We start from the raw sequence: 14208 nt of genomic DNA, 5'->3' as shown, positions 1-14208 counted from the left end.
GCCATGGCCGCTTCAACCTTTCTCATGCCGGGCAAACGCTTCGTGATCGGCGTCCCTTATCTATGGCTGATCGTATTTTTCCTGTTGCCCTTTTTGATTCTGCTGTACATCAGCTTTGTCGACATGGGCAACGACATCAATCCGTTTAAACCGATCTGGGACGCGCAAACCGGCCTGCTCAAGCTCAAGTACGAAAATTACTGGTCGATTTTTCGCGGCGGCGATGGCGGTGCACTGTTCCAGACGCTCTACATCGAGGCCTATCTGCGTTCGCTCTGGTATGCGCTGTGCACCGCCGTGCTGTGCCTGGCTGCCGGCTATCCGTTTGCTTATTTCATTGCCCGCTCGCCGTCCAGCGTGCGGCCTGCGCTGTTGATGATGGTGATGCTGCCCTTCTGGACCTCGTTCCTGCTGCGTGTCTATGCCTGGAAAGGCATCCTGGCCGATCAGGGCGTGCTGAACCGGGCGCTGATGGCTCTGGGATTCACGACTGAGCCCATCCAGCTCCTCTACACCGATGTGTCGATGCTGGTCGGCATGACCTATGTGTACCTGCCCTTCATGGTGCTGCCGCTCTACGCCAACCTGGTGAAGATGGATTTTCGCCTGCTCGAAGCTGCGCATGACCTGGGCGCCTCGCCCCTCAAAGCCTTCTGGCTGGTCACCGTGCCGTTGTCTCGGGCCGGCATCATCGCCGGCTTCATGCTGGTGTTCATTCCGTGCGTGGGCGAGTTCGTGATTCCCTCGCTTCTGGGCGGCCCGGGAAACATCATGATCGGACGGGTGATATGGGATGAATTGTTTACCAGCAACAACTGGCCACGCGCGACGGCGCTCGCGGTGGTCATGATCGGGCTGATCGTCGTGCCACTGGCGATTTATTACCACCACACCGGCGATGCGGCCGAGCCCCGAAAGTAGCCTGGCCATGAAAAACATTCTGGAAAAGCATTTTGGCAAGCTGTGGCTGGGGCTGGTCTACCTGTTTTTGTACCTGCCGCTGATTTTCATGGTCGTCTTTTCGTTCAACAGCACCCGCCAGGATGCTGAATTCACCGGGTTTTCGCTACGATGGTATGAAGCATTGACGCGTGACATCAAGATTGTTGAGGGTTTCTGGCTGTCATTGAAAATCGCTACTGTGTCCGGTCTGCTGTCTGCCACGCTGGGAACGTTTTGCGCTTTTGTACTTGTGCGCTACCGCCGCTTTCCAGGTCGTACCGCTTTCTCCGGTATGGTCAACGCGCCGCTGGTGATGCCGGAAGTGGTCATTGGCCTGTCATTGCTGCTGCTGATGGTCGGCGCACAAAATTTCCTGGGATGGCCGCAGCGCGGCATGCTGACCATCATCCTGGGGCATACGCTGCTGGGCATGGCGTACGCCATGGTGGTCGTCCAGTCAAGGCTGCTGGAGATGGACCGCTCGATCGAGGAAGCCGCGATGGACCTGGGCGCCAGGCCTCACCAGGTTTTTTTCCTGATCACGCTGCCCAACATCTTCCAGGCCATCCTCGCGGCTTTCCTGCTGTCCTTCACCCTGTCATTCGATGACGTGGTGATTGCGGAATTCCTCTCGGGCCCGGGCGTGAACACGCTGCCGCAGGTGATCTTTGGCTATGCGCGGCGCGGCATCAACCCGACCATCTATGCGGCTGCCACATTGTTGATTGCCACTGTAACGATAGTCATCGTCAGCTACAGCGTCTGGGTGGCGCGGCGAACCCGGCAGCGTGAACGCGAGATTGCAAATGCTGCCCGGGCCTAACTGACGGCACTCGGTGCCGCATGACCCGCCCGGCTGCCTGATTTGCGTCGGTGCTGGTGGAACGAACGGTTCCATTCACCCGTTGCGATTTTCATAAGTCAGTAATTTTTACCACAATATGAAATCAAAATAGAAATTTATCAATAATTAAATGGTGTAATGAGAAATATATTCTCGCATCATGAAATAACCACCCTAAGCCTTTGATTTTATTGGAAATATTTAGTCTTATATAAGACATAAGAGATGGGTTAAATCTTATAGAAGACTTAAAATAAACTTACTTTTTTTCCAAACCAACGGAGTTCACCATGCCCCAAAGCCTCACCGAACAACTCAGCCGCGACCAGCAAATAGAAGCCCTTGAAAAAGATTGGGCCACCAACCCCCGCTGGAAAGGCATCAAGCGCGGCTACAGCGCTGCAGACGTGGTGCGCCTTCGCGGATCCTTCCCGATCGAGCACACCTTGGCTCGCCGTGGCGCTGAAAAGCTCTGGGGCCTGGTGAACAATGAACCCTACGTCAACTGCCTCGGCGCCCTGACCGGCGGCCAGGCCATGCAGCAGGTGAAAGCCGGCGTCAAGGCCATTTACCTGTCAGGCTGGCAAGTCGCCGCCGACAACAACGGTTACGCCGCGATGTACCCCGACCAGTCTCTGTACCCGGTTGACTCGGTGCCAAAAGTGGTCGAGCGCATCAACAACACCTTCCGCCGCGCCGACGAGATCCAGCACTCCAAAGGCATCGATGCTGGCGACGCAAATTACATCGACAACTTCGCGCCCATCGTGGCCGATGCAGAAGCCGGTTTCGGCGGCGTGCTGAACGCGTTTGAACTGATGAAGGCTATGATCGGTTCCGGCGCGGCCGGCGTTCACTTTGAAGACCAGCTCGCTTCCGTCAAGAAATGCGGTCACATGGGTGGCAAAGTACTGGTTCCTACGGCCGAAGCCTGCCAAAAGCTGATTGCAGCCCGCATGGCAGCCGACGTTTGCGGTGTGCCGACCCTGGTGATTGCCCGCACTGATGCCGAAGCCGCCGACTTGCTGACCAGCGACTACGACGAGAACGACAAGCCTTTCATCACCGGTGAACGCACCGCCGAAGGCTTCTACAAAACGAAAAAGGGTATGGACCAGGCGATTTCCCGCGCCGTGGCCTATGCCCATTACGCCGACCTCGTTTGGTGCGAAACCGGCACGCCCGACCTGGAATTCGCGAAGAAATTCGCCGATGCCGTGCATGCGGTCCATCCGGGAAAAATGCTGGCTTACAACTGCTCGCCGTCATTCAACTGGAAGAAAAACCTGGACGACGCCACCATCGCCAAGTTCCAGAAAGAACTCGGCGCCATGGGTTACAAGTACCAGTTCATCACGCTGGCTGGCATCCATTCCATGTGGTACAACATGTTCGACTTGGCCCAGGACTACGTGGCACGCGGCATGACCGCCTACATCGAGAAGGTGCAGGAGCCCGAGTTTGCAGCCCGCGGCCGTGGCTATACCTTCGTGTCGCACCAGCAGGAAGTCGGCACCGGTTACTTCGACGAAGTCACCACCGTGATCCAGGGCGGAAAGTCCAGCGTGACCGCGCTGACCGGCTCGACCGAAGAAGAGCAGTTCCACTGATCTGAGGTGCAAGCCGGGCGGCGTAAAATCGCGCCATTCCGGCTTTAGGCTTTCAAGCGCGGCCAGTCCGCGCTTTCTTATTTTTGTTTTCGAAATCATGATTCAAATCACTCTTCCTGACAACTCCAAACGCGACTATGCCGAGCCAGTCACCGTGGCCGAAGTTGCCGCCTCCATCGGCACCGGCCTGGCCAAGGCTGCTCTGGGGGGCAAGGTCGATGGCAAGCTGGTCGACACCAGCTTTATCATCAATCAGGACAGTGCGGTGGCCATAGTTACCGCCAAGGATGCCGACGGCCTGGAACTGATCCGCCACAGTGCCGCTCACTTGCTGGCTTATGCGGTCAAGGAACTGTTTCCGGAGGTGCAGGTCACCATCGGGCCGGTGATTGAAAACGGATTTTTCTACGACTTTTCCTACAAGCGCCCGTTTACGCCAGAAGACCTGGTGGCCATCGAAAAACGCATGACTGAACTCGTCGCCAAGGACGAACCCGTTACGCGTCGTGTGCTGCCTCGTGACGAAGCCATAGCGTATTTCAAAAGCATCGGCGAGCATTACAAAGCCGAAATCGTCGCCAGTATCCCGGCAAATGAAGATGTGTCCTTGTATCGCGAAGGCGCGTTCGAAGACCTGTGCCGTGGCCCTCATGTGCCCAGCACTGGTAAGCTAAAGTTCTTCAAACTCATGAAAGTGGCTGGTGCTTACTGGCGCGGCGACCATCACAATGAGATGTTGCAGCGCATTTACGGAACCGCTTGGGCTACCAAAGACGAACTGCAACAGTATTTGACGATGCTTGAAGAGGCCGACAAGCGCGACCACCGCAAGCTCGGTAAGGAACTCGATCTTTTTCACATCGATGAGCACGCGCCGGGTTTGGTGTTCTGGCATCCCAAGGGGTGGACGGTCTGGCAGGGCGTTGAGCAGTACATGCGCAAGGTCTACCAGGACAATGGCTACCAAGAGGTTAAAGGCCCGCAACTGCTGGAAAAAACGCTCTGGGAAAAGACTGGCCACTGGGACAAGTACCGCGACAACATGTTCACCACCGAGAGCGAAAAGCGTGATTTCGCCCTCAAGCCGATGAATTGTCCGGGTCATATTCTCATATTCAAACAGGGCATCAAGAGCTATCGCGACTTGCCTCTGCGCTACGGCGAATTTGGCCAGTGCCACCGCAACGAACCGACCGGCGGACTGCACGGCATCATGCGCGTGCGCGGCTTCACGCAGGATGACGGCCACATTTTCTGTACCGAAGAGCAGATTCTGAAAGAGTGCGTTGACTACACAACGTTGCTGCAAAAGGTCTACACAGACTTCGGCTTTAAAAACATCATTTATAAAGTGGCCACGCGGCCCGAAGCCCGCATTGGCTCCGACGAAAGCTGGGACAAGGCCGAGCACGCACTGATCGAAAGCCTGCGCGCCTCAAACTGCGAATTCGAAATTTCCCCAGGCGAGGGCGCGTTTTATGGCCCGAAGATTGAATACACGCTAAAAGACGCCATAGGCCGACAGTGGCAGTGCGGCACGATCCAGGTCGATTTTTCGATGCCCGAGCGCTTGGATGCCGAGTATGTTGGCGAAGATGGCGCTCGCCATCGTCCCGTGATGCTGCACCGCGCCATTGTGGGCAGCCTGGAGCGATTCATCGGAATTTTGATCGAGGAACATGCCGGCGCATTGCCCACTTGGCTCGCACCAGAACAGATTTCTGTGGTGACCATCACCGACTCTCAGGCTGATTACGCCAGAAAAGTTGCTAAAACGCTGCAGAGCCAAGGGCTTAGAGTCAACTTGGATCTACGCAATGAGAAAATAACGTATAAAATACGCGACCATTCATTGCAAAAGCTTCCTTTTATCCTTGTCGTAGGAGACAAGGAAATGGCAGCCGGCTCAGTTTCAGTGCGCGCCCGGGGCAACAAAGACCTTGGCGTGATGTCCCTCGAAGCCTTTTCAAATCGAATTGCTTCAGACATTGCACAAAAATCCTGATTTTTTGATGAATGGGATGTAAACAGGCTAACGCCCTTCAAGGGCGAGCGCAAGCAGCTATAGCTTTTATAGCAATTTTGAAGGATTCCCACCATCGCTACAGAATTTCGTGACCGCCGTCACCGCGAAGAACGCAAGCATCGCTTGAACCGTGAAATCATGGCCCCCGAAGTACGCCTTACTGGGCCGGACAACGAACCTCTGGGTGTTGTCAGTCTCATGGAGGCGTTGCGTTTGGCTGGTGAAGCGGATGTGGATTTGGTTGAGATTTCGCCAACGGCCATGCCACCTGTTTGCAGGCTTATGGATTACGGAAAATTCAAGTACGCCGAGCAGAAAAAAGCTGCAGAGGCGAAGTCCAAACAAAAGGTGATCGAGGTCAAGGAAGTCAAGTTTCGACCTGGCACCGATGATGGCGATTACAACATCAAGCTACGCAATATCAAGCGTTTTCTGGATGACGGCGATAAGTGCAAGATCACCTTGCGCTTTCGCGGTCGGGAAATTACCCATCAAGAGTTGGGTTTGGCGCTGCTGGCGCGTATTCGTGACGAGTTAGCTGATTTGATTTTGGTGGAACAGTTTCCAAAGCTTGAAGGCCGGCAGATGGTCATGATGATCGCACCGGGCCGCAAGAAAGTTGCTTCGAAAGCATCAGCAGAAGTTGCGTGAGCCTTTCATCTTAAGGCTGGGCTGTCTGCTTTTGTGGAAATGACTTGGCAGTTTTTCCAGCAAATAATAAAGGTGCATTTAAACAGTGTTCCAGTGACTTCTGGCGTTAAGCCGGACTTCCGAAAGTAACGGTATAAAAGCTGTTGCGCCAATGGCAAGTGTCAAATCTTGTCATGACAAGTGGCTCGGGGCCATCAAGCCTGCGAAAGTTTCGCAGCGCCTCACGAGCACAAACGAAAAGGAGCATACACATGCCCAAAATGAAGACCAAGAGCGGCGCTAAAAAGCGTTTCCGCGTTCGTCCAGGTGGCACGGTCAAACGTGGCCAAGCCTTCAAACGTCACATCCTGACCAAGAAGACCACCAAAAACAAACGCCAATTGCGTGGTTCGGTAGCTGTTCATGAGACCAATATGGGTCACATGGCGCAGATGCTGCCAGGCCGTGGCATTTAATTTAACGACGAACAAGGAGTAATACATGCCTCGCGTCAAACGTGGTGTAACGGCTCGCGCCCGCCACAAAAAAGTTCTAGCCCTTGCAAAAGGTTTTCGCGGTCGCCGCGGTAATGTCTTCCGGATCGCCAAAGAAGCGGTGATGAAGGCCGGGCAATACGCCTACCGTGACCGTCGTAACAAGAAACGTGTGTTCCGCCGTCTGTGGATTGCCCGTATTAATGCCGCAAGCCGTTCATTTGGCCTGACCTACAGCCAGTTTGCCAACGGCCTGAAAAAAGCCGGCATCGAGATTGACCGCAAGGTTCTGTCCGACATGGCGATTCACGACAGTGCTGCCTTTGGCGCTATCGTCGAGCAGGCCAAAGCCAAGCTGGCTGCCTGATTTTCAGGACAGTACGCTATTAAATAAATAGCGGCTTGCGTAAGAAAATAAAGGGCTGGAGCTTGAAAAGGCTCTAGCCCTTTTTCATGGTCTTCTGTATAGCGTCCCTGTCATAACCACGTGACCGAAAGTAGCGATGCTGTGTTTCTTCCTGCACCCGTTTAAGAGATCTTATGAACGACGCCGATGCCCTCAATGAACTGATAACCACTGCCAAAGCCAACTTTGCTCAGTCCGTAACGCCCGCAGATCTGGAAAATGCCAAAGCACAGTTTCTTGGCAAATCAGGCCGTATTACCGAATTCATGAAGGGCATGGCACAGCTTTCGGTGGAAGAAAAAAAGTCCCGTGGTGCGGCCGTCAACCTGGCCAAACAGGCCATTGAAACCGCGTTGAACGAGCGTCGCCAGGCACTTGCGACTGCAGAGCTTGAAAAGCAGTTGAAAGCCGAGGCGCTCGATGTGACCCTTCCCGGCCGCCAGCGCCCACAGGGCGGCCTGCACCCTGTGTCACTCACCCTGGAGCGGATCGAAGCCATCTTCGGCTCCATGGGTTTCGACGTGGCGCAAGGCCCGGAGATTGAAACCGACTGGTTTAACTTTACCGCACTCAACACGCCCGAAGACCATCCGGCGCGATCCATGCACGACACTTTTTATGTCGAGGGTGGCACGGAAAACGCGCCCAACTTGCTGCGCACCCACACCAGCCCGATGCAGATCCGGTACGCTGTCCAGCATGTCAAAAAGCACCGTGCACTGATCGATGCGGGTGGCCGCATGCCCGAAATTCGTGTGATTGCCCCAGGCCGCACTTACCGCGTCGACAGCGACGCGACACATTCGCCAATGTTCCACCAGTGCGAAGGGCTGTGGATTGGCGAGAACGTGAGTTTCAAGGACTTGAAGTTCGTGTTCACCGATTTTTGCCGCACCTTTTTTGAGAGCAATGATCTGGTGCTCCGCTTTCGCCCCAGTTTCTTCCCGTTCACCGAGCCGAGTGCCGAAATCGACATTCAGTTCCAGGCCGGGCCGCTCTCAGGGCGCTGGCTCGAAGTGGCGGGTTCAGGACAGGTCCACCCGAATGTGGTGCGCAACATGGGACTCGATCCTGAAAAATACATCGGTTTCGCCTTTGGCATGGGGCCGGACAGGTTGACCATGCTGCGCTACGGCGTCAATGACCTGCGCTTGTTTTTTGACGGCGACATCCGCTTCCTGTCCCAGTTCCAGTCATAACAACAAGAACAGCAAACGAAAGAACAAAGTCACACCATGCAATTTCCAGAATCCTGGTTGCGCGAATTTTGCAACCCACCGATCAGCACCGAACAACTCGCCGAAACCCTGACCATGGCCGGGCTCGAAGTTGAAGAGCTCAAGCCGTTCGCACCGCCGTTCAACCTCATTGTGGTCGGTGAAATCATGGAAGCCATGCAGCATCCCAATGCCGACCGCCTGCGCGTGTGCCAGGTTGACGTGGGGCAGGGCAAGTTTCTCACCATCGTCTGCGGGGCGCCCAATGCCCGAGTCGGCATCAAGGTGCCATGCGCGCTGGTGGGCGCCGAGTTGCCGCCTGGCGAAGATGGCAAGCCTTTCCTGATCAAGGTTGGCAAACTGCGCGGCGTTGAGAGTGAAGGCATGCTGTGCTCGGCGCGGGAGCTCAAGCTTTCGGAAGACCATGGCGGCCTTCTGGAACTGGTTCCTGACGCGCTGGTGGGCCAGGACATTCGTGCGCATCTCAAACTGGATGACACCTTGTTCACACTCAAGCTCACGCCCAATCTGGCGCACTGCCTGAGCGTCTACGGGGTGGCACGCGAGGTTGCGGCGCTGACCGGTGCGCCCTTGAATGCGCCGTCTTTTCCCTCGGTGCGCGTTGGCAACCTGGACAAGCTGGCTGTCAAGGTCAGCGCGCCCGACCTGTGTGGCCGCTTTTCGGGCCGCATCGTGCGCAACGTGAATCCGCAAGCAGCCACGCCATCATGGATGGTCGACCGACTGGCTCGCTGCGGTCAGCGCAGCGTGGCAGCGCTGGTGGATATTTCCAACTACGTGATGTTCGAACTGGGCCGCCCCAGCCATATCTTTGACCTCGACAAAATTCAGGGTGGGCTGGATGTTCGCTGGGGCAAGCCAGGGGAGACGCTCAAACTGCTGAACGGCAATACCGTCGTGGTCGATGAACGGGTCGGCGTGATCGCTGACGACCACCAGGTTGAATCGTTGGCCGGCATCATGGGGGGCGACGCCACGGCAGTGTCGGATGATACAAAAAATGTCTATGTTGAAGCTGCCTTCTGGTGGCCCAAAGCCATCGCAGGCCGTTCACGCCGTTACAACTTTTCCACCGAAGCCGGCCACCGTTTCGAGCGTGGCGTCGATGCCGGACAGACCGTCGAGCATATCGAACGCATCACCCAATTTGTCATCGACATTTGCGGAACGCCAGAGACGGTCTGTGGACCGGTTGACGACCTTCAGGTCAGCCTTCCAAAGGCAGTGCCTGTGACCTTGCGCGTGGCGCGTGCAGCCAAGATCATCGGCATGCCGCTAACGCAGGCGCAATGTCAGGATGCACTTGTGCGCTTGGGTCTGGATGTCAAGGCGGGCGAGGGCACGTTGACAGTGACGCCACCAAGCTACCGTTTTGACCTGCAAATAGAGGAAGACCTGATTGAAGAGGTGGTGCGCATTGTGGGCTATGGCCAGTTGCCGGAAACGCCGCCGCTGGCCCCCATCACTTCCCGAATTCGCCCTGAAGCCGAACGTAGTCCATATGCCGTACGCCGTGCCCTGGCGTCGCTGGGGTATCAGGAAACCATTAATTTCAGTTTTGTCGAAGCGCGCTGGGAGTACGAGCTGGCTGGCAATCCCGATCCCATCAAACTGCTGAACCCGATTGCCAGCCAGATGAGCGTCATGCGTTCCTCATTGCTGGGTTCATTGCTGCAGGTGCTCAGGTTCAACCTGGACCGCAAGGCCTCGCGTGTCAATGTCTTTGAGCTGGGCCGGGTGTTCCTGCGCGACCCAAAAAGCCAGGATACAGACACCACCGTCGCCGGCTTTAATCAGCCCATGCGGGTCGCTGGGCTGGCCTATGGCCCGCGCGCTGCGTTGCATTGGGGTCAGTCTGACAAGAGCGTCGATTTTTTCGACGTTAAGGGGGATGTGGAAGCCTTGCTGGCGCCGCTTCAAGTTGTTTTTTCGCCTGCTGCGCATCCTGCCATGCATCCGGGACGGTGCGCCAGCGTATCGGCTGCCGGAAGGCCGATCGGCTTTGTCGGCGAACTGCATCCACAGTGGCGACAAGCTTACGAACTGGCTCAGGCGCCCCTGCTGTTTGAACTCGAACTCGATGCTGTCCTGCAGCGTCAGGTGCCGGCTTTCAAGGCTGTTAGCAAGTTTCAGCCTGTCGAGCGTGATATTGCCGTGATCGTGCAGGAAAGTGTGACCCATGCGGCGCTCATGTCGGCCATTCATGATGCCAATACGCAAGGCTTGCTCAAGAATGCGACCTTGTTCGATGTGTACCGGCCGCAGCACGCCAGCCTGAATGGCCAACTGGGTGAAAAAAGTCTGGCGGTGCGTCTGGTCCTTTCCAGCGATGTGGCCACTTTGACTGAAGATTCGATTGAAGCAGCGGTTCAGGAAATCGTGGCAATGCTACATGCACGGTTCCAGGCCCGGCTGCGCGCTTGAGCTTTCAATGCAGACCATTCCAAACAACCAATAGCCAGAAAGATGCCCATGGAATTTTCTGTTGAATGTCTGGAAACACCGGCACTGACCAAAGCGCATCTGGCTGAATTGTTGTTTGAGCAGATCGGGCTCAACAAACGCGAATCCAAGGAAATGATCGATGCATTTTTCGAACTCATTTCTGAATGTCTGATTGAAGGCAAGGATGTGAAGATATCTGGATTTGGCAATTTTCAGATACGTACCAAGGCCCCTCGACCGGGACGTAATCCGCGAACCGGAGAAGCTATTCCTATTGGATCAAGGCGGGTGGTGACTTTTCATGCTAGTCACAAGCTGAAAGACCAGATCCAGGGAATATCCATCGGCGAACCCGAAATAGAAGCTATTTTTGTAACGGGCAATACTGTGTGATCTGACTTCTTTTGTGATGTGACGGTAGTTGGAGTAGATTCGAAGCTTCTTTTCGAAGGGCATTGATTCAATTGGAGAACTCGTTTCCTTCTATTCCTGCAAAACGCTACTTCACCATCAGCGAAGTCAGCAAGCTGTGCGGAGTAAAACCGCATGTGCTTCGCTATTGGGAGCAGGAGTTCACACAATTACGCCCCATGAAAAGGCGAGGTAATCGCCGCTACTACCAGCCTCATGAAGTGAAATTGATCCGCCAAATACGCCAACTGTTGTATGAGCAGGGATTCACTATTGTTGGTGCCCGGAACAAGTTACAGGAACTTTTACCTCGCGCATCTGATGAGCGATTTGACAGCGATCCGATGTTTTTGCAATTGATATCTCAGGCCAAAAACAATGGCAACTCTTCTTTTGTGCGGAGCACTCCTGAGGGGGCAACCACGGCTCAAAATATTCTGGTTGATAGCGAAGATGTTTGTGATGCGGAATTTGCCCGGCCGTTTCTCGACAGGGTACGTCACGAGTTGATAGGCATCCGTGACTTGCTTGGGCCAGTCGGCTGACAGTGGAATTCGTCAGGTTATAATTTGATGCTTGTCGGTGTGTGGCGCAGCCTGGTAGCGCACTTGCATGGGGTGCAAGGGGTCGAAGGTTCGAATCCTTTCACACCGACCATATGAATCAAGGACTTAGCGTCGAAAGACCTAGGTCCTTTCTTCTTTTCAGGACTCAAGGGGTAAACAAAGGGGTAAACGCGTGGGAAATGCACGTTAAGCCCAACACCCCCCGCGCTAATTCTTTTTGAGTCTCGCGTTTGATGATCCTGGCTTGCCTGGTGGTGCACACGGTGCTGGACTTTCTGGATCAACGTCACCAAGCCGTGCACTCCCAGTTGCCCTCACGCACCACGTTCTTTGAACACCTGCGCGCATGGGCGCAGTACCGCCCCCGCAACGACTCGAACGCGTTGTTCGCCTTCATGCTGGAAAACCTCAAGCAAGCGCCACGCAAGGCCAGCGACAGGGCAATTGCATTTGAAGAAATTTGAGCGGAAAGGCCAAAAGCTGGTGTTCACTCAAGCATTTTTCATTGCAAGTGAACCTGATGCTGATTCAAGCTTTCTCGCTACTGCCCGATCCACGCACTGGTCCTGCACAACGCCATGATCTCAAGGAGATGATCGTGATGACGCTGAGCGCCGTGCTGTGCGGGGCGGACAACTGGGTGGACGTGGCCGAGTGGGCCAGCGACAACGAAGACTGGCTCAAAAAATACCTTCTCCTGGAGCAGGGAACACCCTCGCACGACACATTCGGGCGCGTCTTTCGCCTGCTGGACGCAGAGGTCTTCGAGCAATGCTTTCGCCGCTGGATAGCGGGCATCGCGGGCGTGGTCAAAGGCGTGATTGCATTGGATGGCAAGACGCTGTGCGGCTCGCGCGATGGCGCCAACACGGCGCTGCACATGGTCAGCGCCTTTGCGACGCAAAGCGGCTTGTGCCTGGGCCAGGAGGGCACGCGGGGCAAGGGCCACGAGATTGTGGCCATCAAGGCGCTGCTGGAGGCGCTCACGCTCAAGGACTGCACCGTGACCATTGACGCCATAGGCTGCCAGAGGGAAATCGCCGAGAAAATCATCAAGCAAGGCGGCGACTATCTGTTGGCGCTCAAGGCCAACCAAGGCACGCTCTTCGATAGCGTGGCAGAGTTCTACGCCGAGGGCCAGAGACACGGTTTTGGCCGCCTGGCGGTGAGCCGGTTCGAGACGCTGGAAAAAGACCACGGGCGCATTGAGACGCGGCGCCATGTGTGGGTGGGCAAGCTCGACTGGATGGAGCCGTCGTTGCGCGATGACTGGAAAAACCTTGCAGGCGTTGGCATGGTCGAGCGCCAGCGCGAGATCAAGGGCCAGGTGTCGGTCGAGCGCACGTTTTACATTGGCTCCCAAGGCGTCTCATCGGCCCAGGCGCTGGCCGAAGCGGCCAGGGGCCACTGGGGAGTTGAATATCGCCTGCACTGGGTGCTCGATGTCACGTTCCGCGAGGACGAGTGCCGAGTACGGACAGGACACGCGCCACGCAATCTCTCGACCCTACGAAAGTTCGCCCTGACGCTGCTGCGCCAGGACCAGCAGTACCCCAAACGCAGTTTGCGCAGTCGCCGCAAAACCGCTGACCGACTCGCCGATTACAGGGAATCACTCCTGGGACTTCAGGCTCGGGGGTAAATGCAATTGCCCTGAGGCCAGCGACCAGATCGATACGGGGTGGAGTCAAATGTGGAAATGCTTTCGCGCCAGTGATGCAATGGTCAATGCTGGCGCTGCCGTTCAGGCCCAAATCGGTGAAGTCCCGCGCCCGTTGGCCGGCTAATGACATGTTTCTTCCAGAAATCCTGTCCCGAACGTGGTGTTGAGAAGCTCACATGCGATGAGCATTGCAAAAAAATCTAGAAAACGGTCCTGGAAATTTTTTTCCCGGGAGTTTTGACCCGTTTTGGTCTAAAAACGCGTTTAGCATCTGTAACTGTGAAACGCAGGCAATTTATGGTAGGGAGTTGTACCTCCCAAATCATAAATTGCTACGTAATAACGGTTGCCACAAAAAAAGCGGCGACAGAAATGCCCGCCAGAAAGGGAAGACACGGTTGACCTGGAATGAACCCCCTGGACACCGTCAGCCTTCTCTCAATGGCGGATTGGTCAACATGAACCTTGAAAAGACTCTATGACTGCCGCAACGATACCTCAATTCCCCGACGATTTCAACCTTCATTCGCTGCTGATTTTCCTCAACCTTGCGCAAGTCAAGCGCTGCGTGGGTATTTCGCGTAGCGCCATCTATGACGCCGTGAAGGCCGGGTGGTTGCCGCCGAATATCAAAGTTGGTCGTCGTTCCGCCCGATGGCTTGCGCATGAAATCATGGCGGTTCAGCAAGCCATTGCTGCCGGTGCGTCGACTGACGCGCTCTGCGAGCTGGTTCGTACCCTTGTGTCACATCGACCCATCTGCTGAACCATAGGCCGGGTTAGGCCCGGCCTTGTTTCCGGTTGAGTCCGGAATGCCACAGCTCGCGCGCAGACCGTGCGGGCCCTTTATTGCTAACGGGCGCTGTCAAGGTAGTTGCCGCAAAAAGTTCGATGCTCAAGCGGCTAGTTTTTGTGTTTGATTCTGATCCTTTG

14 protein-coding genes and 1 tRNA gene are annotated in these 14208 nt (G+C 55.6%); all 15 read left to right on the top strand.

The genetic code is table 11. From position 1 onward, the window contains the following. Positions 1-3: 3 nt before the first annotated feature. The 15 genes from ACP7AD_RS07925 (at position 4) to ACP7AD_RS07855 (ending at position 14041) form a co-directional block, all read left to right on the top strand. Positions 4-921: an ABC transporter permease gene (locus ACP7AD_RS07925; RefSeq protein ID WP_426149064.1), complete on the top strand. Its 918-nt coding sequence runs from the start codon at positions 4-6 to the stop codon at positions 919-921. A gap of 7 nt (positions 922-928) precedes the next feature. Continuing rightward, on the top strand, positions 929-1765 hold the full coding sequence (locus ACP7AD_RS07920) for an ABC transporter permease (RefSeq protein ID WP_426149065.1): 837 nt from the start codon (positions 929-931) through the stop codon (positions 1763-1765). 311 nt (positions 1766-2076) lie between these two features. Then, the gene (gene aceA, locus ACP7AD_RS07915) at positions 2077-3396 is read left to right on the top strand and encodes an isocitrate lyase (RefSeq protein ID WP_426149066.1); all 1320 of its coding nucleotides are present in this window, start codon (positions 2077-2079) and stop codon (positions 3394-3396) included. Between the two features lie 97 nt (positions 3397-3493). Further along, positions 3494-5401, top strand: a complete 1908-nt coding sequence (gene thrS / locus ACP7AD_RS07910; protein ID WP_426149067.1) for a threonine--tRNA ligase — start codon at positions 3494-3496, stop codon at positions 5399-5401. Between the two features lie 84 nt (positions 5402-5485). After that, the gene (infC, locus tag ACP7AD_RS07905) at positions 5486-6073 is read left to right on the top strand and encodes a translation initiation factor IF-3 (protein ID WP_426149076.1); all 588 of its coding nucleotides are present in this window, start codon (positions 5486-5488) and stop codon (positions 6071-6073) included. A gap of 251 nt (positions 6074-6324) precedes the next feature. After that, entirely contained in the window at positions 6325-6528 is a 204-nt protein-coding gene (gene rpmI / locus ACP7AD_RS07900; protein ID WP_011802230.1) for a 50S ribosomal protein L35, read from the top strand. 25 nt (positions 6529-6553) lie between these two features. Continuing rightward, on the top strand, positions 6554-6913 hold the full coding sequence (rplT, locus tag ACP7AD_RS07895; RefSeq protein WP_196861799.1) for a 50S ribosomal protein L20: 360 nt from the start codon (positions 6554-6556) through the stop codon (positions 6911-6913). Positions 6914-7086: 173 nt separating this feature from the next. Then, entirely contained in the window at positions 7087-8151 is a 1065-nt protein-coding gene (gene pheS / locus ACP7AD_RS07890) for a phenylalanine--tRNA ligase subunit alpha (RefSeq protein WP_426149068.1), read from the top strand. A gap of 36 nt (positions 8152-8187) precedes the next feature. Then, entirely contained in the window at positions 8188-10614 is a 2427-nt protein-coding gene (pheT, locus tag ACP7AD_RS07885; protein ID WP_426149069.1) for a phenylalanine--tRNA ligase subunit beta, read from the top strand. A gap of 48 nt (positions 10615-10662) precedes the next feature. Further along, a complete protein-coding gene (locus tag ACP7AD_RS07880; RefSeq protein WP_426149070.1) occupies positions 10663-11028 on the top strand; it encodes an integration host factor subunit alpha in 366 nt (121 codons plus the stop codon). A 71-nt stretch (positions 11029-11099) separates the two neighbouring features. Beyond that, on the top strand, positions 11100-11591 hold the full coding sequence (locus ACP7AD_RS07875) for a MerR family transcriptional regulator (protein WP_426149071.1): 492 nt from the start codon (positions 11100-11102) through the stop codon (positions 11589-11591). A 35-nt stretch (positions 11592-11626) separates the two neighbouring features. Next, positions 11627-11703, top strand: a tRNA-Pro gene (locus ACP7AD_RS07870). A 139-nt stretch (positions 11704-11842) separates the two neighbouring features. Beyond that, positions 11843-12076 carry a hypothetical protein gene (locus tag ACP7AD_RS07865; protein WP_426149072.1) on the top strand — a complete coding sequence of 78 codons (234 nt, stop codon included), beginning with the start codon at positions 11843-11845 and terminating at the stop codon, positions 12074-12076. A 56-nt stretch (positions 12077-12132) separates the two neighbouring features. After that, a complete protein-coding gene (locus tag ACP7AD_RS07860) occupies positions 12133-13254 on the top strand; it encodes an ISAs1 family transposase (RefSeq protein WP_426149073.1) in 1122 nt (373 codons plus the stop codon). 499 nt (positions 13255-13753) lie between these two features. Further along, positions 13754-14041 carry a helix-turn-helix transcriptional regulator gene (locus ACP7AD_RS07855; protein WP_426149074.1) on the top strand — a complete coding sequence of 96 codons (288 nt, stop codon included), beginning with the start codon at positions 13754-13756 and terminating at the stop codon, positions 14039-14041. Positions 14042-14208 lie beyond the last annotated feature (167 nt).

It is taken from the genome of Polaromonas sp. DSP2-3-2b2, assembly GCF_049895905.1.
In the GTDB taxonomy this organism is placed as follows: Bacteria; Pseudomonadota; Gammaproteobacteria; order Burkholderiales; family Burkholderiaceae_C; genus Polaromonas.
This window is presented reverse-complemented; position numbering and strand designations above follow the sequence as displayed.